Origin of the sequence: uncultured Jatrophihabitans sp. (assembly GCF_964252635.1) — a bacterium.
In the GTDB taxonomy this organism is placed as follows: domain Bacteria; phylum Actinomycetota; class Actinomycetes; order Mycobacteriales; family Jatrophihabitantaceae; genus Jatrophihabitans.
On the sequence record NZ_CAXUNP010000021.1, the window covers coordinates 1 to 22554 of the forward strand.

General features: G+C 70.1%; 27 protein-coding genes. 13 read left to right on the plus strand and 14 right to left on the minus strand.

The window, feature by feature from the left end; genetic code table 11:
* Together ACFFCA_RS11155 and ACFFCA_RS11160 are read left to right on the plus strand one after the other, a co-directional pair.
* Positions 1–1199, plus strand: a 1199-nt coding sequence (locus ACFFCA_RS11155) for a glycosyltransferase 87 family protein (protein ID WP_375484739.1), incomplete at its 5' end; no start/stop codon positions are given.
* Between the two features lie 5 nt (positions 1200–1204).
* Positions 1205–1468, plus strand: a complete 264-nt coding sequence (locus tag ACFFCA_RS11160) for a DUF3040 domain-containing protein (RefSeq protein ID WP_375484741.1) — start codon at positions 1205–1207, stop codon at positions 1466–1468.
* A 22-nt stretch (positions 1469–1490) separates the two neighbouring features.
* Here ACFFCA_RS11160 and ACFFCA_RS11165 read toward each other — a convergent pair whose 3' ends face one another.
* Positions 1491–2942: an ATP-binding protein gene (locus ACFFCA_RS11165; protein WP_375484743.1), complete on the minus strand. Its 1452-nt coding sequence runs from the start codon at positions 2940–2942 to the stop codon at positions 1491–1493.
* Positions 2939–3646, minus strand: a complete 708-nt coding sequence (locus ACFFCA_RS11170) for a response regulator transcription factor (protein WP_375484745.1) — start codon at positions 3644–3646, stop codon at positions 2939–2941. The genes ACFFCA_RS11165 and ACFFCA_RS11170 overlap by 4 nt, the downstream gene beginning before the upstream one ends.
* A gap of 180 nt (positions 3647–3826) precedes the next feature.
* Between ACFFCA_RS11170 and ACFFCA_RS11175 the strand changes: the two genes are divergently transcribed.
* Both ACFFCA_RS11175 and ACFFCA_RS11180 read left to right on the plus strand, forming a co-directional pair.
* The gene (locus tag ACFFCA_RS11175) at positions 3827–4717 is read left to right on the plus strand and encodes an alpha/beta fold hydrolase (protein WP_375484747.1); all 891 of its coding nucleotides are present in this window, start codon (positions 3827–3829) and stop codon (positions 4715–4717) included.
* A gap of 28 nt (positions 4718–4745) precedes the next feature.
* A complete protein-coding gene (locus tag ACFFCA_RS11180; protein ID WP_375484749.1) occupies positions 4746–4952 on the plus strand; it encodes a hypothetical protein in 207 nt (68 codons plus the stop codon).
* 15 nt (positions 4953–4967) lie between these two features.
* Here ACFFCA_RS11180 and ACFFCA_RS11185 read toward each other — a convergent pair whose 3' ends face one another.
* Entirely contained in the window at positions 4968–5492 is a 525-nt protein-coding gene (locus tag ACFFCA_RS11185; protein ID WP_375484751.1) for a MarR family winged helix-turn-helix transcriptional regulator, read from the minus strand.
* Between the two features lie 83 nt (positions 5493–5575).
* Between ACFFCA_RS11185 and ACFFCA_RS11190 the strand changes: the two genes are divergently transcribed.
* Both ACFFCA_RS11190 and ACFFCA_RS11195 read left to right on the plus strand, forming a co-directional pair.
* The gene (locus tag ACFFCA_RS11190) at positions 5576–6532 is read left to right on the plus strand and encodes a zinc-binding alcohol dehydrogenase family protein (protein WP_375484872.1); all 957 of its coding nucleotides are present in this window, start codon (positions 5576–5578) and stop codon (positions 6530–6532) included.
* A gap of 60 nt (positions 6533–6592) precedes the next feature.
* Positions 6593–7180 carry a hypothetical protein gene (locus tag ACFFCA_RS11195; RefSeq protein WP_375484753.1) on the plus strand — a complete coding sequence of 196 codons (588 nt, stop codon included), beginning with the start codon at positions 6593–6595 and terminating at the stop codon, positions 7178–7180.
* 13 nt (positions 7181–7193) lie between these two features.
* On the opposite strand, the gene ACFFCA_RS11200 is transcribed toward ACFFCA_RS11195, so the two are convergent.
* Complete coding sequence (locus tag ACFFCA_RS11200) at positions 7194–7559, minus strand: PaaI family thioesterase (protein ID WP_375484755.1); 366 nt, start codon at positions 7557–7559, stop codon at positions 7194–7196.
* 84 nt (positions 7560–7643) lie between these two features.
* Between ACFFCA_RS11200 and ACFFCA_RS11205 the strand changes: the two genes are divergently transcribed.
* Positions 7644–8144 (plus strand): hemerythrin domain-containing protein, encoded by a 501-nt coding sequence (locus ACFFCA_RS11205; protein WP_375484757.1) that lies wholly within the window; start codon positions 7644–7646, stop codon positions 8142–8144.
* An 18-nt stretch (positions 8145–8162) separates the two neighbouring features.
* Here the strand turns inward: ACFFCA_RS11205 and ACFFCA_RS11210 are convergent, their stop codons facing one another.
* The gene (locus tag ACFFCA_RS11210) at positions 8163–8996 is read right to left on the minus strand and encodes an oxygenase MpaB family protein (RefSeq protein ID WP_375484759.1); all 834 of its coding nucleotides are present in this window, start codon (positions 8994–8996) and stop codon (positions 8163–8165) included.
* Positions 8997–9225: 229 nt separating this feature from the next.
* Between ACFFCA_RS11210 and ACFFCA_RS11215 the strand changes: the two genes are divergently transcribed.
* The gene (locus ACFFCA_RS11215; RefSeq protein ID WP_375484761.1) at positions 9226–9792 is read left to right on the plus strand and encodes a hypothetical protein; all 567 of its coding nucleotides are present in this window, start codon (positions 9226–9228) and stop codon (positions 9790–9792) included.
* Between the two features lie 351 nt (positions 9793–10143).
* Here ACFFCA_RS11215 and ACFFCA_RS11220 read toward each other — a convergent pair whose 3' ends face one another.
* The 5 genes from ACFFCA_RS11220 to ACFFCA_RS11240 form a co-directional block, all read right to left on the minus strand.
* A complete protein-coding gene (locus ACFFCA_RS11220) occupies positions 10144–11235 on the minus strand; it encodes a YihY/virulence factor BrkB family protein (protein ID WP_375484763.1) in 1092 nt (363 codons plus the stop codon).
* 18 nt (positions 11236–11253) lie between these two features.
* Complete coding sequence (locus ACFFCA_RS11225; protein ID WP_375484765.1) at positions 11254–11910, minus strand: DUF3618 domain-containing protein; 657 nt, start codon at positions 11908–11910, stop codon at positions 11254–11256.
* Positions 11911–11920: 10 nt separating this feature from the next.
* Positions 11921–12352 carry a phage holin family protein gene (locus ACFFCA_RS11230; RefSeq protein WP_375484767.1) on the minus strand — a complete coding sequence of 144 codons (432 nt, stop codon included), beginning with the start codon at positions 12350–12352 and terminating at the stop codon, positions 11921–11923.
* Positions 12349–13026: a hypothetical protein gene (locus tag ACFFCA_RS11235; protein ID WP_375484769.1), complete on the minus strand. Its 678-nt coding sequence runs from the start codon at positions 13024–13026 to the stop codon at positions 12349–12351. Before ACFFCA_RS11235 ends, ACFFCA_RS11230 begins: the two co-directional genes overlap by 4 nt.
* Positions 13027–13117: 91 nt before the next feature.
* Complete coding sequence (locus ACFFCA_RS11240) at positions 13118–13963, minus strand: DUF2382 domain-containing protein (RefSeq protein WP_375484771.1); 846 nt, start codon at positions 13961–13963, stop codon at positions 13118–13120.
* Positions 13964–14261: 298 nt separating this feature from the next.
* Here ACFFCA_RS11240 and ACFFCA_RS11245 point away from each other — a divergent pair, with 298 nt between their 5' ends.
* Entirely contained in the window at positions 14262–15092 is an 831-nt protein-coding gene (locus ACFFCA_RS11245; RefSeq protein WP_375484773.1) for a TetR/AcrR family transcriptional regulator, read from the plus strand.
* A gap of 66 nt (positions 15093–15158) precedes the next feature.
* Here the strand turns inward: ACFFCA_RS11245 and wrbA are convergent, their stop codons facing one another.
* The 3 genes from wrbA to ACFFCA_RS11260 all read right to left on the minus strand — a co-directional run bounded on the left by wrbA (position 15159) and on the right by ACFFCA_RS11260 (position 17964).
* A complete protein-coding gene (wrbA, locus tag ACFFCA_RS11250) occupies positions 15159–15764 on the minus strand; it encodes an NAD(P)H:quinone oxidoreductase (RefSeq protein ID WP_375484874.1) in 606 nt (201 codons plus the stop codon).
* A gap of 33 nt (positions 15765–15797) precedes the next feature.
* Complete coding sequence (locus tag ACFFCA_RS11255; protein ID WP_375484775.1) at positions 15798–16535, minus strand: SDR family oxidoreductase; 738 nt, start codon at positions 16533–16535, stop codon at positions 15798–15800.
* Positions 16536–16743: 208 nt separating this feature from the next.
* Positions 16744–17964 (minus strand): winged helix DNA-binding domain-containing protein, encoded by a 1221-nt coding sequence (locus tag ACFFCA_RS11260; RefSeq protein WP_375484777.1) that lies wholly within the window; start codon positions 17962–17964, stop codon positions 16744–16746.
* Positions 17965–17999: 35 nt separating this feature from the next.
* Between ACFFCA_RS11260 and ACFFCA_RS11265 the strand changes: the two genes are divergently transcribed.
* The 4 genes from ACFFCA_RS11265 (at position 18000) to ACFFCA_RS11280 (ending at position 20654) form a co-directional block, all read left to right on the plus strand.
* Positions 18000–18449 (plus strand): cupin domain-containing protein, encoded by a 450-nt coding sequence (locus ACFFCA_RS11265; protein ID WP_375484779.1) that lies wholly within the window; start codon positions 18000–18002, stop codon positions 18447–18449.
* A gap of 73 nt (positions 18450–18522) precedes the next feature.
* A complete protein-coding gene (locus tag ACFFCA_RS11270) occupies positions 18523–19161 on the plus strand; it encodes a carboxymuconolactone decarboxylase family protein (protein ID WP_375484781.1) in 639 nt (212 codons plus the stop codon).
* 46 nt (positions 19162–19207) lie between these two features.
* A complete protein-coding gene (locus ACFFCA_RS11275; protein ID WP_375484783.1) occupies positions 19208–19801 on the plus strand; it encodes a dihydrofolate reductase family protein in 594 nt (197 codons plus the stop codon).
* Positions 19802–19871: 70 nt separating this feature from the next.
* Positions 19872–20654, plus strand: coding sequence for an alpha/beta fold hydrolase (locus ACFFCA_RS11280; RefSeq protein ID WP_375484785.1), 783 nt, complete (start codon positions 19872–19874; stop codon positions 20652–20654).
* A gap of 66 nt (positions 20655–20720) precedes the next feature.
* Here ACFFCA_RS11280 and ACFFCA_RS11285 read toward each other — a convergent pair whose 3' ends face one another.
* Positions 20721–22388, minus strand: coding sequence for a GAF domain-containing SpoIIE family protein phosphatase (locus tag ACFFCA_RS11285; RefSeq protein ID WP_375484787.1), 1668 nt, complete (start codon positions 22386–22388; stop codon positions 20721–20723).
* Positions 22389–22554 lie beyond the last annotated feature (166 nt).

Here is a 22554-nt window from a genome sequence, read left to right on the forward strand (position 1 = left end):
TCCCGCCCCTCACCACCTGCCGGGCCCTCGCCGTCGCCTCGGTGACGCTGGCCTGCTTCGGGCTCGTGCACATGCACGACCCGGGCGACCTCGACGTCTACCGGGCCGGCGGCCAGGCCGTGCTGACCGGCCGGCCGCTGTACGGCGTGGACCTGCACGGGCTGGGGTTCACCTATCCGCCGTTCGCCGGCGTGCTGTGCACCGGCCTGGCTGCACTGCCGCGCCTGCTGTCGGTCGTGCTGCTCACGATGTCGTCGCTGGTCGCGCTGGCCGTCGTCCTGCGGTACTCGGCGCCGACCTGGTGGCGCACCCTGCGCACGTCACCCGGCATCCCCGCGACCGCGGCGATCGCGCTGCTCGCGGCGAGTGAACCGGTCCGCGCGACGTTGCGGTTCGGTCAGGTGGACATCCTGCTGACCGCGCTCGTCCTGGCCGATCTGTTGAGTACGCGGGCCAGGTCCTTCCGTGGGGCGGGCGTCGGTATCGCTGCCGCGGTCAAGCTGACACCGGGGATCTTCGTGGTGTTCCTGCTGCTCAGGGGCCGCTACCGCGAAGCCGGACACGCGGTCGCCGCTTTCGTCGCCGTCTCGGTCGCGGCCGCGGTGCTCTGCCCGGGCGCCTCGTGGCGTTACTGGACGCAACAGCTGCCGGCCGGGAGCGGGATCGGCAACTTCGCGAGCGGCAACAACAACTCGATCTCCGGCCTGCTGCACCGCAGCCCGTTGGGTTCCGCCCAGGCGTCGGCACTGTGGGTGGTGCTCGCTGCCGTCGCCGTCACGGTCGGCCTGGCCTCCGCGGTGCGCCTTGCCCGGGCGCAGGCCCCGGTCACGGCCCTGGGAATCGTCGGGATCACCGGCTGCGTCGTCTCGCCGGTCTCGTGGGACCACCACTGGATCTGGTGCATCCCCTGGCTGATCGGCCTCGCCACCGAACGGCAGCCGCTGACCGCACGCGCACGCACGGGGGTCCTGCTCGCCGGGGCGGTCTTCTTCGGCCGCGACTACGTGCCCGGCACGTGGTCCCGTCACTGCCCGCCTCTGCACTTCGTCACGCTGAACGCCTTCGTCGGTGTCGCGACGGTCGCCGCTGCGGTGTGCATGCGTGGCCGGTTCGCAAGCCGGCGCAGGACCGTCCGCAGCGCGCGTGCCGTGAACCCGGTCGGCGATGCCAGGCGACCGTCGCCGAGCCAGGTGCGGTGAACGCCGTGCCGCTCACGCCGGAGGAGGAGCGCCGGCTCCGGTCGATCTCCGACATGGCGGAGCGGGACGACCCCCGTCTGGCCCGGCGCCTGACGCAAGGGGCGCGGCGACACCGGCGCATCGTGGTGCACGCGACGCTGGCCGTCACAGTCGTCGTCAGCGCCGTCATCGTGACCGGGATCCTGGTGCGGTCGCCCCTGCTGTGCGCGTTCGGGTGGACGGCGGCCGTCGGCCTGGCCACGCTGCGCGGGATGTACGACGGCCGGTGAGCCGGGCCCGGGCGGCGCGGGGTCAGTCGTGCGGGCCGGCCTGCGATCTCGGCAGGCGCAGGTGGAAGGCACTGCGGGTGCCGCCCGCAATCTTCAGTACCGCGCCGTGCAGGTGCGCGTTCTCGGCGGCGATGGCCAGGCCCAGCCCGGTGCTGGTGCCGCCCGGGTCGCCGGCGCTCGTGCGGGACGCATCGGCACGTACGAAACGGTCGAAGACGCTGTCGCGGAGGTCGGCCGGCACGCCCGGCCCGGCGTCGGCGACGGTCACCACGACGGGGTCGGCACGACCGTCGACAACGACCTCGACCGGGGGTGCGCCGTGCCGGCAGGCGTTCACGATCAGGTTGCGCAGGATGGTGTGGATCCGTGAAGCGTCCACGTCGACCAGCACGTCGCCGTGGACCGTGACGCTGACGTCGTCCTGGGGTGCCACCGTGCGGACCACGTCCCGGGCCAGCTCGCCCAGGTCGACCCGTTCCAGGTTGAGTGACGTCTGCCCGGCGTCGAAGCGGGACATCTCGAGCAGGTCGTCGACCATCGCCGCCATGCGTCGCGTCTGCTCGCGGACGAGCGCGGTGGCCCGTACGCGCACCGCCGGGTCGGTGCTGTCCAGTCCCTCACCGACCGCCACCATCGCGGCGAGCGGCGTACGCAGCTCGTGCGAGACGTCGGCGACGAACCGCTGCTGCAACGACTGCGACAGGCGCAGGTCGGTCAGGGTGTCCGACAGGCGCTGCGCCATCGCGTTGAAGTTCTGCGCCAGCTCGGCGAGGTCGCCACTCCCCCGTACCGGGATGCGCGTGTCGAGGTCGCCGGCCCCGAACTGGTGCGCGGCCCGTGCCGTGCGTCGCACCGGCCGGCTGATGCCCACGGCCACGGCGAGTCCGAGCAGCACCGCGGCCACCAGCCCTCCGGCGTCGATCCAGAGCAGGTAGTTGCGCAGGCGCGGCAGCTGCCCTTCGGAGTCGCTGTACCGGTAGTACCCGACCAGCATGAGGTGTTGCGTCGAGGTGCGATCGATCGAGTCCGCGACGACGAGCAGGCGACGACCGTCGGCCCAGAAGAAGCCGTCGATGTCGCGTTCGCCGACCGCGTTCCGCACGAGCGACGGGACCGGGAACCGGCATCGCGTCTTGAGGCAGACGCTCGTCTCGGCGACGTCCGGGGCCAGGATGGCGTACCCGGCCAGGTCGACGTTGAGGTTGAGATTCCGGTCGAGTCGCCGCTGCGCCAGGAACGTCCGTATCGACGTCACCGCGGCGGCATTCGTCGCCTCGGCCCCGGCCAGCTCGTTCGCCCGCGCGACGTCGGCCTGGCTGTCCCCGATGGCCTGGTAGCGGAAGAGGTCCCGCGTGTCGTTGCTCTCGACGTGGTACGCGACGAGAGTCGCGGCGATGGTGCTGCCCAGCACCGCGACCGCCACCGTCAGCGCAATGCGTGTCCGCACGGTGTTGAGCCGACGCAGGCGTCTCACGAACGTTCCAGCCGGTACCCGACGCCGCGCACGGTGGTGATCAGCACCGGGTTCGCGGGGTCGTCCTCGACCTTCGCCCGCAGCCGCTGCACGCACGCGTCGACCAGTCGTGAGTCCCCGAGGTAGCCGTAGTCCCACACCCGTTCGAGCAGCGCGCGCCGCGTCAACGCGTGCCCGGCGTGCTGCGCGAGTTCCATCAGCAGGCGCAGCTCGGTCGGGGTGAGGTGCACCTCGACGCCGCCGCGGGTGACCCGCATGGCCAGCTCGTCGACGACGAGCGATCCGACGGTGCGCTGCGACGCGGCGACGGTTGGTTCAGCACCCACCTCCTCGGCCGCCGCCGAACCGCGGCGCAGCACGGCCTTGATGCGAGCGTCCAGCACGCGTGGTTCGACGGGTTTGACCACGTAGTCGTCGGCGCCGCACTCGAGGCCGACGACGATGTCGATCGGGTCGCTGCGGGCCGTCAGCAGGACCAGTGGGAGCGCGTCGTTCGCACTGACCCGGCGACAGAACTCGAACCCGTCCATGCCCGGCAGCATGACGTCGACCACCGCGAGGTCCACCGGGTCAGGGCTCCGCAGCGCCTCCAGGCCGGCCTCGGCGGAACCGGCGGTGCGCACGTCGTGGCCGAGCGTGGTCAGGGCGAGCTGGAGGGCCTCGGCGATCGCCGCGTCGTCCTCGACGACCAGTACTCGGGGCATGGGGACCTTCCACTCGACATCGACGATCTTCGCCGACGTTTGTCCTGGCCTCGTCACAGACCTACCACGGTTCGGTCACCGCTCCGCCCGGCAGGCGTGACCTGACGAGAGAGGTTCAGGGGAACTAGCGTGTGCATCGGCCGCGGATCGCGTTCCGGGCCGTGGGCGAGAGGCACTGCCATGACCGATGAACCGACCCGCGTCGACGTCGAGAGCGCCGGCGGCGTCACCCTGGCCGTGTACGAGTGGCGGCCCGACGCGCCGCCGCACGCGATCGCGCAGATCGTGCACGGCGTCGGCGAGTACGCGCTGCGCTACCGGCCGTTGGTCGACGACCTGCTGGCCGCGGGGTACGTCGTCTACGGCCACGACCACCGCGGCCACGGCAACACCGCACCGTCCGAGTCGGAGTTCGGCGTGCTGGGTGACGACGGCTGGAACCGACTGGTCGGCGACCTCGGCCGGGTCGGCGAGCTGGCCACCCAGCGGAACCCCGGACTGCCGCTCGCGATGATCGCGCACAGCCTGGGCTCCTTCGCGGCCCAGCAGTGGCTGCTCGACCACAGCGCCGACGTCACCGCCGTCGTGCTCACCGGCACGGCGGTCATCGACCTGCTCGAACCGGCGATGGACCTCGACGCGCCGATGGACCTCAGTGGCTTCAACGCGCCCTTCTCACCGGCTCGCACCGAGTTCGACTGGCTCAGTCGCGACGACGCGCAGGTCGACGCCTACATCGCCGACCTCCGGTGCGGGTTCGGCCTCGACCGGCCCTCCACCAGGGCCATGTTCGAGGCGGCCCGCCAGCTGGCCGACCCGAGCCGGGTCGCGAACATGCGCTCGGACCTGCCCGTCTACATCGCGGTCGGGGAACTGGATCCCGTCAACGCCGGGCTCGCCCTGGTCGAGGAACTCGTGTCCCGCTACGACCGCGCCGGGTTGAGCGACGTGACGTTGCGGGTCTGGCCCGGCGCGCGGCACGAGGTGCTCAACGAGACCAACCGCAACGAGGTGGTCGCAGAGATCATCGGCTGGTTGCGGGAACGGATGCCGTCGGAGCCGATCGCTTGACGGGCCGCGCGCTTCCTATGGTGGAAGGGTGCCGACCACCCATCACCCGCGCTCGGCGCCCTGCACCGGGTGCGGTGACGTCGTACTCGTCGTCGAACGCAGCCCGGGCCTGATCCTCGGCCTGCGTTCCAACCGGAAGTCCACGATCCGTCTCGAACACGCGGACCCGGCGCCCGACGGTGAGCTGTTCGACGCCGTGGACGACGGCTGCCGGCGCGCCCGTGTCGGCCCCTGACACCGCGAACCCGCCCTAAGCCCTGTCGCGTGCGTCGTCCCTGAGGGCGTCGTCCTTGAGGGCGTCGTCCTTGAGTGCGTTGTCCTGGTGTGCGGCGAACAGGTCGATCCCGCGCGTCTCGGCCGCGGCGACCAGGACCCCGTCGACCAGCGCGGACAGCGCCCGCCGGTCCGCGGCGGTGAGCGGACGGAGCAAGGCGATCACATCGTTGCCGAACCCGTCCGCGACGTTCGTGGCGAGCTCGCGGCCGGAACCGGTGAGCTCCACCCGCACCGCTCGGCGGTCGTGGTCGGCAGGCACGCGGCGCACGAGGTCTCGCCGGGATGCACGGTCGACCAGACCCGAGGTGCTGGACTTGTCGAGCTGAAGCAGCGTCGCCAGCTCGTTGATGGTCGGCCGGCGGTCGCGCAACACGCCGAGCATCCGCATCTGCACCAGAGACAGGTCCGCGTGCCGGGCTCGCGCCTCGAGGAGTCCGATGACGGCGAAGGAGAGCTGGGCCAGGCCGTCGACGATCCCGAGGCTCCGGTTCGTGGTCATTCCGGCATCGTACTTGATTCAGTACGCGGCACGTACTACTTTAGTACGTGCCACGTACTTTCAAGGAGGCTCAGATGCCCGACATGCTCGCCGCCCTCGTCACGTCCTTCGACGAGCCACCACACGCCTGCTCCGTTCCCGCGCCGGGCCCGGCCGGCCCCGGGCAGCTCGCGCTGGAGGTCGTCGCCGTGGGCCTGCACCCCCGGGTACGCAGCGGCGCCGCGGGCAAGCACTACACGAGCGAGGGCGTCCTCCCGCTCGTCCCCGGCATCGACGGGGTCGGCCGTCGCGCCGACGGCCGCCTCGTGTACTTCGTCACGGACGACGACGCGCGCGGTTCGCTGGCCCAACGGGTGATCGTCGACGCCCGTCGCACCGTCGAGCTGCCGGCCGGGGTCGACCCCCTCGTGATCGCCGCCGCCATGAACCCGGCCATGTCGTCCTGGGTGGCGCTGCGGCGACGCGTCCCACTCATCGATGGAGCGCGTGTCCTCGTGCTCGGGGCAACCGGCAACGCCGGTACCGCCGCCTGCCGTATCGCCCGTCGCCTGGGTGCCGGCGAGGTGGTGGCCGCCGGCCGTGACGAATCACGACTGGTCGCTGCGGACGTCGACGTGCATGTGCAGCTCACGTCCGACGCCGACGAGACCGCCGCCGCTCTGGCCGCAGCAGCAGCCGAGGTCGACATCGTGCTCGACTACCTGTGGGGCCTGCCCGCGCAACGCGCCATGACTGCGATCCTCACGGCCAGGCCGGACCGCTCCCGCGCGCTCGACTGGGTGCAGATCGGCGCCGTCGCCGGCCCCACCCTCGAGCTGGCCTCCGTCCTGCTGCGCTCGGCCAACCTGCGGTTGCTCGGCAACGGCCAGGGCGCGGTGTCGCCTGCCGGCTACGCCGCCGAGCTCCCCTCGCTGGTCGCCGAGATCGCCGGCGGCCTGCTTCCGATCACAGCGCGCCCGGTACCGCTCACCGACGTCGAACGTGTGTGGGACGAAGCCGAGCACCCGGGCGAGCGCGTGGTGTTTCAGCCGTCGCGGTGAACGGGCACCCACGCACGCTCGGTTGCCCGACGCCGAGTGCGACGTGAGTAGCATGCGGCAATGGTGCGACGAGGCCGCCCTGCTGCCGTGCTGGCTGCGGTCCTCACGATCTGCGGATGCACCGGTGGGGCGGTCGACGGCGTGCCCTCCCGCGGGCCGGTCGCGACAGCGAACCGACCGAGCGATGCCGGCTGCACGACGGCCGTGCGGATCACCGCGTTGCGCTCCCGTGTCGCGGTCACCAATGCCCAACAGCTCGGCATCGGCCCCGACGGAACCCAGACGAACGCCGTGCTTCCCTCGGTCGCGATTGTCAGGGCGTCGGTGTCCGACCCCAGCGTCGGCGGGACGTTGCAGTCGGCGCTCGAGCGCCGTGTCGGCGCCCAGGTCGCAGACGCCGGGATGCGCACCGGGGACGACCCCGCCGTCTACACCGGCACCGTCCGCAACACCTCGCCGAACCACAACCGGATCTTCGTCGCTTATCGCGCCGTCACCGTCTACACCGGGAACTTCCGAGCAGCGTGCGGGCAGTCGGTTTCGACGGGCAGCTTCCGGACGTTCGGCCGGCCTCGCACCGCTGCCGTCCCCTGCACCGGCCCCGCCTCGGTCGCGAGCAGGCGCCTGGTCGCGAACTACTGCCGGTAGTCGGGTTCACCGCCTAGTTCGTGACCGCGAAGGTGGCGAGCGCCTCCACCAGCGCCTCACCGTCCTGTTCGACCTGGGCCTGGCAGACCAGGATGTGCTCGCCCTGCTTGCCGACGTGCGCGGCGACGGTGAGCTCGCCAGGTCGACCGGGTCGCAGGTAGGCGACCGTCAACTGTGTCGTCGCTGCTCCGTCGTCGCCGTGGATGGTGCTGCGCACGGCGGCGCCCATCGCGGTGTCGACGAGTGTCGCCAGCACCCCGCCGTGCACCGTGCCCGCCGAGTTGAGGTGGCGATCGGTGGCCAGCAGGTGCGCTTGCGCGTGACCGTCCGACGCGGTCACGTCCTGCACTCCGACGGTGTCGTCCGCGAAAGGGTTCATGGCCGGGTCCTACCCGCGGGGCGGCCGGAGCAGCCGGCGGCGCGACCGCCGGGCGCGCTAACCAGCCGCACGCATGATGGACGGATGAGTGAATACGAGATCACCTCGCTGGTCATGACCGAGCACGACTCCTTCCGCCGCGCCTTCGCCGATCTGGGTGAGGCGGACGACCTCGAGAAGGCCTGGGGTGAGCTCGCCGATCGCCTCGAGGTGCATGCGGTCGCCGAGGAGCGCCTGTTCTACCCGGTGCTGGCCGACGAGGCCGACGACGGGGTGGCGGACGGCAAGGCTGCGGTGCGCGAACACAACGACATCCGCCAGGCCGTGCGCGCGGTGGCCGACCACGAGCCGGGTGCGGACTCCTGGTGGGCGGCGGTCGGACAGGCCCAACAGGTCAACGGCGACCACATGGCCGAGGAGGAACGGGAGTTCATCCCCGAGTTCAAGGAGGCGGTGGATTCCGAGCGTCGCGACGAGCTGGGCCTGGAATGGCTCAAGCTGCACGACGAGCACGAACACGCGGCGGGCCTGACGGGCGACGACGCCGACCCGCAGACCGTGGTCGACACCGACGCCCCCGTCTGAGCCTGCAGCGGTCGGCGGTCACGCAGCGGCGAGCCGGGCGAGTGCCTCCCGGTGGGCGGGGCTGTGCGCGAGCCGACCGGGCAGCGACAGGGCGGTTCGCCGGACGGCACGCCCGGCCAGGCTGGCGCCGAGGTCCGTGGTGGGGAAGGCCGGGAGGCCGTAGAGGCGACGGGCCCAGGGCGGCAACATCGCCGCGGCGATGGCCACCATGGACGCCCAGGCGGGACGCGCCGGCGTCGCGAGTTCGACCCACCGGGGCATGGGTGGGGCGAATCCCCACAACACGTTGCGACGCGCCACTCGAGTGACCTGCAGCTGCGGGCGCACCTGGTCGTAGTAGTCCGCGATCTCGGCCTCGGTGCGCGGCACGTCGGCGCGGGCCAGCCCCACCTGCTCGGCACTGGCGCGCATCTCCTCGACGTAGCGGTCGCCGTCACCCCGGTTCAACGTCCCGCCACTGCGGCGGTACGTCGACAGGAACGACTCGACCTCGGTGCAGTGCACCCACAGCAACAGCTGCGGGTCGTCGACCCGGTAGGACCGGCCGGTCTCCGGCTCCACTCCGGTTGCCAGGCGCGCGTGCCGACGACGCAATCCGTCTCCGGCTGCTGTCGCCTCCGGCGTCGAGCCGTAGGTGACGGTCGCGACCCATTCGCCGGTGCGGCGCAGCCGGCCCCACGGGTCGCCGCGGAAGAAGGAGTTGTCGTCGAAGCCCGCCATGACCAACGGGTGGACGGCCTGCAGCATCAACGCGCGGAAGCCGCCGAGCAGCATCGACGGGTCGCCGTGGATGCGCCACGTCACCGAATCCGGTCCGAACAGTCCCGCGTCCTGTGTCGTGGAGTCAGCCATACGTCGGGTGTCCCCATGCCGCCGCCGTAGCAGTCAGCACGTCGCGATGCAGGTTGCCGATCCGTCCTCGTGGGCACCTACTCGATGCCAGCCGTTCAGAACCAGCGGTCCGGCCTCGAGCGCCTCCGGAAATCAGCCCCGGACAAGCCGCCGGCCCTGTCGACACCCGACTGTGCCGGCCCAGGCTCGCAGTCACCTACCTCCCGCACGTAAACAGAGATGAGTACCCGTGCCCACCCAGAACACTGCCGTCCGCGCCCTGCACGATGTCGGAGTCGCCGCCTGGTTCGGGGGTTCCCTCATGGGCGCCGTGGGCCTCAACGGTGGCGCCAACGACATCGCCGACCCGTTGGACCGCTCGCGGGTCGCTGCCGCCGGATGGGCCCGCTGGGCCCCCGTTAACGCCGCGGCCATCGGCGCGCACCTGATCGGTGGTGGGGCGCTGCTGCTCGCGAACCGCGGCCGTGCCGCCACCCACACCGGAGTGCGGGCCAACACCGTGGCGAAGACGGCGCTGACCGGCGCCGCCCTGGCCACGACCGCCTACACCGGCGTGCTCGGCGCCAGGATCGCCGCGGCGGGCCGCGTCCCGTCGGCCGGTGGCGCGAAGCCCAGCGACGCCACGCCTGCGACCGTCGCGTCGGCGCAGAAGCAACAACGCGTGTTCCAGTGGGTGCTGCCGGCGCTCACCGGAGCGATCATCGTGCTCGGGGCGCAGCAGGGCGAGCAGCAGCGACCCGGTCGCCGCCTGGCCGGAGCGGCCGACGCTCTGCGTCATCGCACCAATACTGCCTAGTGCCGTGCCCTGACCTGCACACGTCGCCGGCGCCGTGAGAAGCCCCAGGGCGCTGCTGGCAGTTCCCTACGCGGTGCTGCGTGACCCGCTGACGATGGTGGATCGATCCGTACGCCACGGCGTGATGCCCAGGTCGCGCACCCGCACCGCCTTCGATCACGGGCTCGGCCTGTTCGACCACTGGGCCGGTCTGATCCTGGACGACCGGGAGATCGCGCACAGCGGCCGGTGCCGAGATGGACCGGCTCGAGGCGGGCGCACATGGTCGTGACCACTTGTCCGTGCGGACGTGCGGATGGCCCGCGACACTGTCGCGGGCCATCCGGTAGAACCAGTCCGTCATACGACGGGTCAGTTCATCGTGCGATCGCGGATCCGCTGGGCCTCCTCGGCCTCCCGCTGCTGCGGCTCGTCCAGCTTGCGGGTGTCGCGGAGCTCGGCGAACTGGTTAACGTCCTCGGGCAACCCGGCCCGGATGGCCCGCTCCCGTTGGGTCTCGGCGTTGAACTCTGCCCCGAGCAGGATGGCGATGTTGGTGATCCACAACCAGACCAGGAACACGATGACGGTGGCCAGCGAGCCGTAGGTCTTGTTGTACGAGCCGGAGAACGACACGTAGACGGCGAACAGGGCCGAGGCGACGAGCCACACCACGACCGCGATCAGCCCGCCGAGCGTGATCCACCGCATGCCGGGCTGCTTGACGTTCGGGCAGGCCCGGTAGAGCAGTGCGAACATCAGGCTCACCAGGATGAACAACACCGGCCACTTGGCAATGTCCCAGATCAGCACCGCGGTGTTACCGATGCCGAAAGCCTTTCCGACCTGCTTGGCGATGGTGCCGGTCAGCACCACCATCAGCGCGCTGGCAGCGAGCATGATCACCAACGCCAGCGTGACCAGCAGACGCACGGGAGCGGTCTTCCAGATCGGCCGACCCTCGTCGACGTCGTAGATGGCGTTCGCCGCCCGCATGAACCCGGCGACGTACCCGGAGGCCGACCACAGGGCCAGCGCGAGGCCGACGATGAAGGCGATGCCGGCAGCACCCGCCTTGCCCTGCACCTGGGTGATGACCGTGTTCAGGAAGCTCGCGACGCCGCCGGGGGCGATCTGCTTGATGTTCGAGAGCACCTTGTCGGTGGTGCTCTTGCCCAGCAGCCCCAGCACGGACACGAGTGCCAGCACCCCGGGGAAGATCGCGAGAACGCCGTAGTAGGTCAGGGCCGCAGCGCGGTCGGTCACGTCATCGTGCTTGAACTGCTTCAGGGCCCGCTTGAGGATCGTGGCCCAGCCGGCCTTCGGCATCTCGCCCGGCTTGTCGGGACGGTCGCCGTGGTCGCGCGACGGGATGCCGGAGGGCGCCCGTGACGGGTCGGTCCGTGACGGCCGTTCCCGTGATGATTCGGCGCTGCGTGGCCTGTCGGCCGAAGAGGAAGCCATGGAGTCTCCTGCCTGGTCTCAGCGGGACCGGTTGGTCTGGCTGTTGGTGGTGCTCTGCACGTCACCCTTGACGTCCTCGGCGGTGCTCTGGGCGTCGGACTTGACGTCCTGGGTGGCGGACTTCGCGTGCTCGGTGGTCTTGTTCGCAGCGTCGGTCGCGGTCTCCTTGAGCGCCTGCGCGGAGTCCTGCAACGGCTGCTGCAAGTTGCCGGCGACCTGCTTGGCCGACTCGGTCAGCGGGTCGACGAGGGCGTCGGAGTTCGCCTCGATCTTGCGGGCGGCCTTCTGTTCCGCGTCGCTGACCGGGATGAGGGAGGACACGAGCCATCCGACACCGAACGCGATCAGGCCTGCGGCAACCGGGTTGCCCTGTGCCTGATCACGGACCGCCTGCGGTGCTCCGCCGGCGGCGTCGGACAGCTTGCCCGCGGCGTTGTTCGTCGCGTCCTGCACCGAGCCCGCAGCGGAGCCGAGCTTGTCCCCGGCGACCTGACCGGCGTTGTCCTTCGAGCCCATCAACTTGTCCTTCATGGAGGACGCGCTCTGCTTGATGCGGTCGCTCCGGGTCCCGACGAAACGGCCGGGTGAGACACGGTCGTTAAGGCGGTTCACATCCTTGCTCAAGGACTCTCGGGTCCGGGCGACATCTGCTTCGAGCTGGTCGGGATTGGTCATGTCGGTCTCCTCATCGGCCCTGGAGGGCACTGGGAATCTGCTTCAGCGAATTGATGGTTCGTTCGGGTTTCAGGCTGATCGACTTCAGGACGCCACGGCCGATCACGGCCAGCACGGCGGCCAACAGGGCCCAGACGCCGGCAACGATCAGCGCGGCCCAGCTCTGGTCCATGACGTTGGCCAGACCCCACCACAACGCCAGGGACAGAAAGATGATCATCATCAGCGCGGCGAACGCGGCCCCGGCCATCATGCCGGCACCCTTGCCGACCTTGCTGACCTCACCGGTGACCTCGGCCTTGGCCAGGGCCACCTCCTGCTGCACGAGGGTCTTCAGGTCGCGGGTCACGTCCGAGACGAAACCGCGCACGGCGTCCTTCTCCTGCTGGGACGGGGCGAGATCCGAGCCGAGGTTCTGGACCTCCTCGCGCACGGCGGTCATGAGGTGTACCGCCCGTCGACGCGGTGGTTGGCAGCGGCCTCGTGACGCGGGGTGCCCCCGAGCGGAGCGGGCGCCGGACGGGAGCCGACGGGCGGCGGCGTAGCGCGCGTCGCGTCATCCGCGGGACCGGTCGCGTCGGCGACCGCGTCCTTGATCGAACCGCCGTCGGTGTGTTCGGCGACGACGCCACGGGTCAAGCGACCGGCGGCCACGCCGGCCAGTGCAGAGGCCAGCAGGAAGGCGCCCGGACGCTCACGTCCGAAGCGACGGGCCTCGTCGAGGACCTCGTTGGGCTCGCGCTGGTTCAGCCAGTCGGCTGAGTTGCGGGCACGGTCTCCGGCCTGCTTCACGAAATCCACGGCTGCGCCGGACTCGTCGGTGTGCTGGGTCATCGAGCCGAGCTGGTCGGCGAGCGAGCGCAGCGTGTCGACGAGCGTGCTCTGCTGGACCTGAGCCTGCTCGGTCAGCTGCTCGCGGGTCTTGCCCAGCAAATCGCCGGCCTGGTCCTTCGTCTGCGCGGCAACGTCCTGGGCCGCCTGCTTGCCGGTCTGGGCGACGTCCTGTGCGGCCTGTTTGCCGTGTTGCGCGACGCCGGCTGCGGCGTCCTTGGTCTGTTTCGCGGTCTCTTTCGCCTCGTTCGGGTCGATCGACCCAGGCGCTGAGGATGCGGTCATCGTTGCTCCAATACAGGTTCGGGTGGCTGTGGATCAGCCGGTGGGAACGCACGAAGGCGCCACCGGCAGTACTGCCGGTGGCGCCGTTCGATCAGCGTGTAGCCGGGCCGCCGTCGGCGGTGGGCTCGTCGATCTGTTCCTTGCTGACCTGCTCGGTCACGGTCTGCTCCTCGGTGACGGTCTCGCTGCCGAGGCGGACGCGCTCGACCGGGACGGTCTCCTTGCTGACCACGGCCTGCTCGGCGTGCAGGGTCACCTCGTGCTCCTCCTCGCTGAGGTCCGCACCTGAGGTGGCGTTGCCGACGTTGCCGTCGGTGATCGGCTCGCGCTCGACCCGCAGCTCCTCGTGGCTCACGGGGACCGTCTTGGTGACGTCCTCGGTGACGATGTACTTGCGCAGGCGAGCCCGGCCGGTCTCGACGTTCTCGGTGCCGACGTGCAGGCGCTCCTCGGAGCGGGTCATCGCGTCGTCGGTGTTCGGGCCGGACGTGTCGTGTCCCCGTGCCTTGACGTTCGGGTCGGAGGCGAAGGTGTCGTTCTGGCTGCCCACGTTGCGATCCTGAACGTTCCGGTCCTGGACATCGTGGTCCTGCGCGTCGCCGTTGCTGACGTAGCCCGAGCGGCCGCTGTCGTTGCCGTAGTACTCGTACAGCGCGTCGTTGTCGGACTCCTCGAGGTGCCCGTCCACGTCGACGTTGGGGGCGTCCTTCACCTTGGCCTTGTCCACCGCGAGGCGCAGGTTCTCACCGTCACGCTGCGACCCGTACAGGGGTGCGAAGCTCTCCTTGCTACCGAACAGGCCGGTGGACACGGTGACCCACACCGGCTCGCCGCTCTGGTCGTCGAGGTAGACGCCCCCGATCTTGCCGATCTTGTCGCCGTCGGAGTCGATAGCGGTCGAACCGATGAGCTCTTGCAGGTTCTGGGCGTTCGTCATACGTGATTCCTGTCTGGAGGGTGGAGCGGGATGAGTCGTGGGCAGCACGAACAGGCCTCGTGCGAGGCGTCCGGTACTGGTTGACCGAGGGTCAGGCGAGGCAGTCGCTGGCCTCCCCATGCCAGTCATGTCACTGCCGGTCCGAAACGACGTTCGATGGCTACGAACCCTTCCCGGCCTGCGTACGGCGTATACCCGGGCTTCATCGGGAGTAACCCGAGAAAGCCGGACGGATGCGAGAGCACGGTGCCCTGGCCGCGGGCTACCATCGGACAGAGTCGCGACGGAGGTGCACCGGTTGAGCAGTGGTTCAGCCGGCGGCCGACGTCGCCCGGTCCTCACTCTGGAACGCATCGTCACCGAGACGCTCGGGCTGATCGACGAACAGGGCATCGCTGCCGCCTCCATGCGGACCGTGGCCCAGCGTCTCGGCGTGCAGGCGATGTCGCTCTACCGGCACGTCGAGAGCCGTGAGCAACTGTTCGACGAGGTCGTCGAACGCGTCGTCAACGAGCTCGGCAACGACCCGCAGGTCCTGGCCTCCGCGTCCGAGGTCGGCTGGCGCGCCTACCTGACGAGCCTGGCCTGGGGCGTTCGCCGCTACGGACGCGCGCACCCGCACGCCTTCCCGCTCGTCGCGACCAGGCCGACAGCGGCACCGTGGGTCAATCCCCCGCTGCGCTCCCTGCGTTGGATCGAGGCCATGCTCGACAGTCTCGCTGCGGCCGGCTTCAAGGACGAGCAGATCCTTTTCACCTACCGCAGTTTCAACAGCTTCCTGCTCGGCTACTTGTTGCTCGAGACCAGCGCGATGGCCATCGCCGACCCCAAGCCCGGTGACGGCTCGTTCCAGTCTGGCGACGGAAGTGAATCCCACGACGCCGTCGATCCGGCGGACCCGGTGCCCGGGTCGTTCACTCCGACCCGGACCACCGAATCCCGTGAGGCGTTGGCCGACGCCGACACCCCCGTCGAGGTCATCGACGTGTCCGGCGATGTCGACGCAGAGGTCTACCCGGTCATCCATCGTCTCCGCGCGGGCCTGACGGAGGACAGGTTCGAAGCGGAGTTCGCGGCCGGTCTCGACCTGCTGCTCGACCGCATCCAGGCTGACATCGAATCCGGCTGACCCCGACGGTTACCGGCACGCCGAGATCACCGGTAGCCGCTCACGCGGCCGTCACGGTCCGCCGGATCAGGCGGTCAGTCGGCCGGCAATCGTGATCACGCGATTCGCCAGGTGGTCCAGCGCCGCGAATTCGACGTCGGTCAGCGGGGCGTCGTTGTCGGCCCCGGTCACGTGCGAGACGCCGTAGGGGTTGCCGTCGGCGAACTTGAGCGGGTCGGTGTACCCGGGCGGGACGATGATGCCGCCGAAGTGGTAGATCGAGTTGTAGAGCGCGAGCAACGTCGACTCCTGGCCGCCGTGCGCGGTCTGCGTCGCGGTGAACCCCGCGTACACCTTGTCGGCCAGCTGACCCTGACCCCACTGCGGGCCGAGACCGTCCATGAACTGCTTGAGCTGGCTGGTCACGTTGCCGAACCGGGTGGGCGTGCCGAACAGCACAGCGTCGGCCCAGAGGATGTCGTCCGCGGTGGCCTTCGGCTCGTCCTTCGTGTCCTCGACGTGCTGGCTCCACGTGTTGTTGGACGCCACGGCCTGCGGCGGCGCGATCTCCTCGACCTGTCGCAGGCGCACCTCGGCGCCGGCGGCCTCGCCCGCAGCCACGATGCGCTTCGCCATGCCGTGGATGGTGCCGGTGGCGGAGTAGTAGATGACGGCCAGTTTGACACTCATGATTGTTCCTTCCGATCGTGCGATGACGTGAGCAACTCAGCTGCCCTGGCCCATGCTCCACATCTGCCACTGCGTCGTGCGCAGTCGTCGCGGCTGCGCCAGCACGGTGACGACCGCGTGTGCCACGTCTTCCGGGCGCAGGTAGTCGGCCAGGCTCGGGTCGCCCTCGGTGCGGCCCGCACCGATCGCGAATTCGGTCTCCACCCCCGCCGGGCAGATCGCCGTCACGCGGATGCCGTCGGTGCGCACCTCGCGGTCCAGCGCACCGGCGAAGCCGACCTGCGCGAACTTCGTCGCCGCGTAGACCGCCTCGTCGGCGCCGCCCCGAAGTCCGGCCACGGACGCGACGATGACGACGTCCCCGCCGGTGGCCGACTCACGGAACGCCTGCACGGCCGACCGGGCACCCCACACGGTGCCCTCGACGTTCGTGCGCATCATGGTCGTCAGGTCGTCGTCCGAGCGGTCGAGGATGCCGCCGTACATGCCGATCCCCGCGTTGAGGACAACGCTGTCCAGGCGTCCGAAGGTGTCGTTAGCGAGCCGCACCAGCGCGGTGGCCGCAGCAGGGTCGCGGACGTCGCCGGTGACCGTCGCCACGTTGTCGGCGCCGAGTTCGGCCACCAGGGCCTCGAGCCGTTCCGCACGGCGGGCCTGCAGCACGACGCGTGCACCGGACTCGACGAGCAGTCGGGCCGACGCCTCACCGATACCGGCGCTCGCACCGGTGATCGCGACGACTGTTCCGGTCAGGTCTCTTGCTTCTGCTGGCAACGCATGTCCTCTAGTAGGCGGATCGTGCCTGAGTTCGGCACCCCCGCAGACCTACCCACGGGTCCGCCTGGGTATCGCACACGCAAGTGGGGACCGCGCGAATGGTCGGGGGCACGACCGAGAGATGCGAGCTGTGCACAGCTGCGCTGTACGGCGTCGACACGTCGGCCGACCGTCCGGGCCGCACCCCTGCCCCACGGCGCCACCTTCAGTTCGAGCTACCGCGGCTGAGGGTTCGTTCGAGCGGGGTGCGGACGGCTGGGGTGACGACGCTGCCGTCCAGTCGGGTGTGCAGGGACGCTGCCGCCGTGCGTACCGCGTGCTGAGCGGCCGCGCCGTGATCCGCAACGAGCGCCGTGCGGATCTCGCCGCTGGGTACGACGGCCCAGGAGCCGATGATGCGCCCGTCCCACCACACGGTCGGGCCGATGTTGCCCGACCTGTCGAAGACCTGGCGTGGATCCATGTCGAACAACCAGTCCCGGTGCTTCCAGCCCATCGGGGTCGGGTCGAGTGCCGGCAGCAGCGCAGCGACCGGCGGGGCGTCGTCCGGGTCACCCACATCGTCGTCGGCGAGCGCGATACCGGGACGGCCGTGCAGGTCGACCTCTTCCACGGCCAGACCGGTCAACGCCTGGGCGGTCACGGTCTTGCTCCAGCCCGTCCACCACTGCAGGTCGTCGATGGTGGCCGGGCCGAAACGCTCGAGCCAACGTCGCGCCAGCGTGCGGCGGGCGTCGTCCTGGTCGACGAACGGCAACCCGACCGGCCACCGCGACTCGATCGGTTCCCACCGGTGCAGCCGACTGGTCCAGGCGCCGACGGGGTCGCCGCGGACGATGCGGCCCTCGGCGCCGAGCACGGTGAGCAGGCTGGTGGTCAGGTTCTGTGCTGTCTCGGACGGTGTTCGAGGTCTGATGGTGGTGCGCAGCCGTGGTTCGTCGGCGCCGAGCTGCGTGCCCGTCGCGCTCCCCCGCACCCGTAACGCCTCCACTGCGGCGTCGCCGACATCGGAGAGCCACAGCGCGGCGTCCTGAGTGATCGCCGGTTCGGTGCCTGCCCGGTTCACCCGGTTCATCAGTTGGGTGCGCAGGGCGCGGGCCACCGTGATGCCGGCTGCTGCGTGCACGACGGGCACGTCGTCGCGGGCAACGACGAACAGCGTCCGACGCATCGCCATCCACCGCACGAGCGTGCGCGATTCGTACATGGCGCGTGCCACATCGTCCAGCGTCGAGCTCCGGCTGCGCGCCAGCACGGACAGGTAGACCGACGCAGGATCGGTGGCGTGCAGAGCCACCAGCGCGCGGACCACCTGGCCCGGATCCGCGGCGTCGCCCGCCAGCCGGTGCCGCGCGACAAGTCTTCTGCGTCGCTGATGCAGCGTGATCGCTCGCACCACGTCCCCCTTGGATCTCCGGTTCGTCACCTCGCATCCACCAGTTTCTCCCTATCGATGAAGTCATGACCGAGCGAGCAGCCCCACCCAGCGCACCGGGACTGTTGCGCGGCGTCATCGGTCCGGGTGAGTTCGTGCCCATGCACAGCCACGACGATCCGGAGACGTTCTACGTCCTCGACGGTGCTCTCGAGGGCCTGGCCTTCGACGTCAGCGGCCGGCCCGTCTGGCGGACCGCGGAACAGGGCGACGTATGGCACGTGCCGCCCAACGCCCGCCATGCACTGCGCAACGCCGGCGCCGAGCCGGTCACCACGTTGATCATCACGTCCCTGCACCTCCTGCGCTTCTTCGAGGACACCGGCCGTCCGATCGATACCTGGGAGCAGCCACTCGCACCTCCGGCCCCCGAGGTCGTGGCCGCCTTCGTCGCCGAGGCCGAACGGCACGGGCACTGGCTCGCGTCGCCGGAGGAGAACGCCGCCGTGGGCATCACCGTGCCGCCACCCGCGTGACGTTGTTCGTCTGTTCGGCGGACCTGGAGACGCCGGGCGAGGGGGTAGCTAACCGGATGCCGGCGGGTGGACGATGGCTGCTGCCCAGGCCGGCAACCGCCTCGGGCGTCTGGAGGTAGTCGTGCTCGTACGGGAAGCTCCGCGCAGCGACGAGCGGGAGCGCGTCTACGACGCGGACCGGCACGAGAGCGGTTACGTCGACAACCTCACGCGGGTGTGGAGTTGGCGACCGGATGTGTTCAGTGGGTTCACCGTGCTCCGCGATCAGCTCCAGGAGAGGTGGTCCCTGACCGCTCTCGACCGCGCCGTGCTGGTCGTGAGCACCGCCGCGGCCCGCGGTGACTCCTACTGTTCCCTGGCCTGGGGTGCCCGGCTCGCCGAACTGCTCGACGACACAACCGTCGCTGACCTGATTCTCGGAAGCGACGAGCAGTTGGACGAGCGGTCACGTGCCCTGAGTGCCTGGGCGAGCAAGGTGGTGCGCGACCCGAACACGACGACTGCGGCCGATGCCGAGCGATTACGCGCCGCCGGGTTGGACGACCGAGCGATTGCCGAGGCGACGATGTTCGTCGGGTTCCGTCTTGCCTTCTCGACGGTCAACGACGCGCTGGGCGCCCAGCCGGACGCACAGCTCGCCGCGAACGTCCCTGCAGCAATCCGTGACGCGGTGACCTACGGTCGTCCTCCGTCGACAGTCCCGTCCACGTAGGACTGTTCACAACGGACGTGCGGCGGAGGCTGAAGCGGGAGGACACATGAGCATCGTGGTCATGCAGGCGGTGATGTCGCTGGACGGCTACATCGCCGGCCCGAACGACGACGTCGGGCCGCTGTTCGACTGGTACTTCAACGGCGATCAGCCCCTGGTTGCCGCTTCGGCGGGGCAGCATCCCGACTTCCGGGTCTCGTCGGCATCACTTCTCTACGTACAGCCGTTCTGGGCCAGCATCAGGGCCACGGTGCAAGGACGACACCTGTTCGACCTGACCAACGGATGGGACGCCCACCCGCCCGCCGGTGAGCACCTGCTGGTGGTATCGCACAGGCCCAAGCCGGAGGGCTGGCACCCCGAGGCGGACGTGCCGTTCTTCGACGACGTGGCCGCGGCGATCGAGGAAGCGAGACGCCGCGCTCAGGACGGGGTGGTCGCACTCTGTGCAGGAGACGTCGGCGGCCAGGCCTTCGATCTCGGTCTCGTCGACCAGGTTGCCATGGACGTCGTGCCCGTGGTCCTCGGTGGGGGCAAGCCCTACTTCGGCCCGGCCCGGAGGCAGCGCCTGCTCGATGACCCCGACGTCGTGATCCAGGGTGACCGCGTGCTGCACCTGCGCTATTCGGTGCGCCGCTGACCAGGCACTACCGCCGTCTCGGACGTCCGGAGCAGGATGCGCGCGTGGCGATCGGGGTACTTCTGCCGCTATGACGTTGAACTACGTAAGACGGGGGAGCGGCAGCCCGCTGTTGCTCGTACACGGTCTGGGCGCTGGGTGGCAGTCGTGGTCCCCGGTCCTCGATGCCCTGGCCGAGCACCGTGAGGTGTGGGCCGTCGACCTGCCGGGATTCGGCGAGACGCCGAAGTTGACCCGCGAGGTCTCCATCGCCACCCTGACCGACTCCGTCCAGGACTTCATCCGCGAACAGGGTTGGGAGAGGGTCTCGACCGCCGGCCAGTCCATGGGCGGTCGCATCGTGCTCGAGCTCGCGCGGCGGGGCATCGGCGGCGACACCGTGGCGTTGGACCCGGGCGGGTTCTGGACCGACCTCGAGGTCGCCGTCTTCGGCGCCACGCTGCGGCCGTCGATCGCTCTGGTCCGCGCGCTGCGAGGCAGGCTGCCGGCGCTGCTCGGCAGCCGCGTGGGAAGAACCGCGCTGCTCGCGCAGTTCTCGGCACGGCCCTGGGCGCTGTCGGGCGAGACCGTGCTGCCGGACGTTCGTGGGCTGGCCGACTCCCCCGCAACCGGCGCGGCCATGGACGCCCTGACCAAGGGACCCAAGCAGGAGGGAGCCCCGGCCGGCACAGCACCCGGCCGGGTCACGATCGGTTGGGGCCGTCGTGACCTGGTGACCGTGCCGAGACAGGCCGCACGCGCAACGGAGCTGTTCCCCGACGCCGTGCTGCACTGGTTCGAGCGGTGCGGTCACTTCCCGCAGTGGGACGCGCCGGACGAAGCGACTCGACTGATCCTCGACAACACGAACTGAGGGTTGGGCACAGCCGGTCGACGCCGCATCCGGCGCAGGACGGGACCCGTCGCCGGCCGCGACGCTCTAGGACGGGTGGTCGTGACGGGTCGAAACGCGCAGCGCGAACAGCACCACGTCGTCGTCACTGGCGTCGACAAGCAGGTCGGCGATGACGGCGTCGATCATCTCGCCGAGTTCGAGGTCTGCGTGCCGCTCGGCGGCTTCGAGGAGCGCGTCGAACTGCAGATCGGCGTCGCGACGCTCGATCAGGCCGTCGGTGTAGAGCAACATCGTGGACCCGTGCGTCAGCAGATGCTCGTGGACGTGACGACCGACAGGTCTGAGGCCCACTCCCAGCGGGCGGTCAGGTGGGTCGAACAAGTACTGGGCTGGTCGATCGGGGGTGATGATCAGCGGTGGAGGGTGGCCGGCGGACGTCCACGACAGCACGGCTCCGCTGTCTTGACGCGACACGGCGGCGAGAATGCCGGTGGCAAGACGCCCGAGGGGTAGAGCCGTCATGACGTCATCGAGGGCCTCGAACACCGCGGCAGGATCGGTCGGGCTGGTGCTGGTCAGGGCGCGCAGCATCGATCGGATCTGACCCATGACAGCCGCCGCTTCGGTGTCGTGCCCTTCGACGTCACCAACGGACACAACCAGCGGTCGACCCGCGAGCGCGAACGCGTCGTACCAATCTCCGCCGACCGCGTCAGCGCGGCGGGCCGGCAAATAACGCGCCGCCAGGGTCGCGCCAGGGGCGACCGGCAGGTCGGACAGCATCGCCGCCTGGAGGGTTGCCGCGACGTCGCGACGGTCTCGCAGCAGCATTGCCCTGTCGACGGCCTGTGCGGTGTATCTGGTCAGCCCCAGCAACAACGACCGATCGGCGTCGCCGAAGGTCCGCGCCTCGGACCAGAGGATCCCGACCGTGCCGACGACCCGGTCGCCGACCACCAGCGGCAGGTAGACAGCTGCTTCAGCGCCCGCATCGCGCAGGGCTCGGGCGGGATCGGGGAACTGCGGCTCCATCTGTGCAGCGCTCTCGAAGAACAGGGGTGTCCGTGTACGCGCGGCTACGGCTGAGGGCATCTCGTCCGTCAGCTCGAGCACGGCGTACCGCTGATGCGCCGACGGCGGCAGGGCACCGAGATCGACGTAGGTGAGCGTCTTGCGCAACGGGTCGAACACGGTGATTCCGCCGAACGCGGCACCCAACCGCCCCGTCGACAGCTTCGACACCGCGACCGAGATCTCCGCGACGGTCAGGGTGTCCGACAGCGTGTCCGACAGTTCGAGCAGCGCACCCGACAAGACCTCGGCCTCGGCCGCGATGACGGCTGCGGTGCGCAACTGCAGCTCGGCCGAGCATGCCGCCGCCAGATCGCTGAGCAGGTCCACCTCGACCTGGGTCCATTCGCGCGGTTGCGTGTCGATCGCGCACAACGAGCCGACGACCACGTCGTTCTGGTCCACCAACGGGACGCCGGCATAGGCGACGACGTTGATGTCCACGATCGCGAGATTCGTCCGGAGACGGGAATCCAGCCTGGCGTCGGCGACCACCAGCGGCTCACCGCTTCGCACGACGTACTGGCAGAACGAGTGCGTCAAGGGAGTACAGCGGGTGTCGCGCCACGGCGACGGCAGACCAGCTTGGCCGGGAAACACCTGTCCGTCGCGATCCACCAAGCTGACCAGCCCTACCGGAACGTGGAGCACTTTCCGGACAAGGGCCGCAATCCGGTCCAAGGCCTCGTCAGCGACGGCGCCCAGCGGTGTGCTCGCCGGCAGGCCCCCGCTGGGCGGTGATGGCACCATTCATAACCTCGATGGTCCGAACGCCAATGTTGCATAAGAGCGTACGGGCTCTTGTTTCGAGCCCAGAGAACCCGCGCGGCCGCGCACGAGACCACCG